Origin of the sequence: Cecembia lonarensis LW9 (genome assembly GCF_000298295.1) — a bacterium.
GTDB classification, from domain to species: domain Bacteria; phylum Bacteroidota; class Bacteroidia; order Cytophagales; family Cyclobacteriaceae; genus Cecembia; species Cecembia lonarensis.
This window is the reverse complement of sequence record NZ_AMGM01000192.1, coordinates 1-1,359: the sequence shown is the minus strand read 5'-3', so window position 1 is coordinate 1,359 and position 1,359 is coordinate 1. Positions and strand designations below refer to the sequence as shown.

Here is a 1,359-nt window from a genome sequence, read left to right as displayed (position 1 = left end):
AAACAGCACGGTTTTTTCCAGGGGGTTATGGTAGACCCAATAATAGCCCAGATGGCATGTCCCCTTTTTGGCACTGTCCATGACTTTGATGGTTGTCTCGTCCGCCTGAAGATAGCCCATCGCTTTGGTGTCTTCAAGCAGGCAGTCATACAAGGGTTCCAGCCTTTCGAGTGCCTGCCTGACCCATCCCTCGATGGTTGAGGGGGCTATTTTTATGTTCTCCCGTTTGAACCGCTGCATCTGTCTGTAAAGCGGCAGGTGGTCTTCATATTTATCCGTAAGGATACCTGCTATAAGACCGGGGCCGGGAATGCCCTTGTCTATGATCCTTTCGGGAAGATTCCCTATCAGCACTCCCTGCTCACTGTTTTTGTCTTTGGGGGCATATTTCAGACGGATATATCTTTTGATGATATATTTTCCCGGAATATACTCCAGTTCATCAGTAACCTCTCTGCCGATACATACCATACCGCTGAGATCGCCCTCAGGTCTGATGACAATCTCTTCTACGGGCAGATGGTCCGGCAGTGTGGCACGTCCCGGGTGTGAGGAGGACTGTTTCTTCCGGGTGTATTCTATCTTCTGTCCGAAAGCTTCCTGCTGTTGTTCCTGCTGCCCTGATGTTGTTTCAAAGGGCAGGGACAACTGGTCTTTATTGCCCTCAAACCGCTCCCTTTTCTGCTCGAAGGCAATTCTTTTGAGCTTTTCAATAAGGGACAGCAGCTGCGATTCATATACCTCTTTCTCGCGGATGACACGGTCACGTTCTTCAATAGCATTTTCACGCTCCATTATCAGGGCGATGAGCTGTTGCTTTGAAAGATGTTCCATTCCACTGTCCATGGCCTAAAAATAAGGTGTCCTGTGACAACTTCCATGCATTATTTTCCCACACCGGGGTGTGAATAAGTCTGCAGAAAAACTGATTTTCCGCTCCCCGGGCCAAAAAGCCCCCTGAATGCACATACAGGCCCCTTACCCCCAAAAAGACTGACCCGTATTCAATCAGAACAGAGGGGTCAGCCCCTTTGGTAACGGGGTTTCTGCCTGGATTTTTCAACCTCTATGCCCTCAACCATCAGCACCAGGTCTGGCCAGCGGACAGTCCCTGAACCTGAAAGTCCCATCGGCGGTGTGAAGGTGCCCTTTTCAAGCCGCTTATAATAGATTACAAAACCACCCCGTTCCCAGTGGAGCAGCTTGAGCAGGTTCCTGTTCCTGTTGAGAAAAACATATACCTCACCTGAAGAAGGCTCTCTGTCCAGCTCATTCCGAACAAGACCGCACAGACCGTCAAACCCTTTGCGCATATCCACAGGACTGCCGTAAAGGTAATAGCTGTGCGAGGAACCCAGA

At 49.9% G+C, this 1,359-nt stretch carries 2 protein-coding genes; both read right to left on the bottom strand.

The window, feature by feature from the left end; all coding sequences use genetic code 11:
* On the bottom strand, positions 1 to 846 hold an 846-nt coding region (locus B879_RS20775), incomplete at its 3' end, for an IS66 family transposase (RefSeq protein ID WP_040401520.1).
* Positions 847 to 1,022: 176 nt separating this feature from the next.
* The coding region (gene tnpB / locus B879_RS20770) for an IS66 family insertion sequence element accessory protein TnpB (protein WP_083847975.1) at positions 1,023 to 1,359 on the bottom strand (337 nt) is incomplete at its 5' end.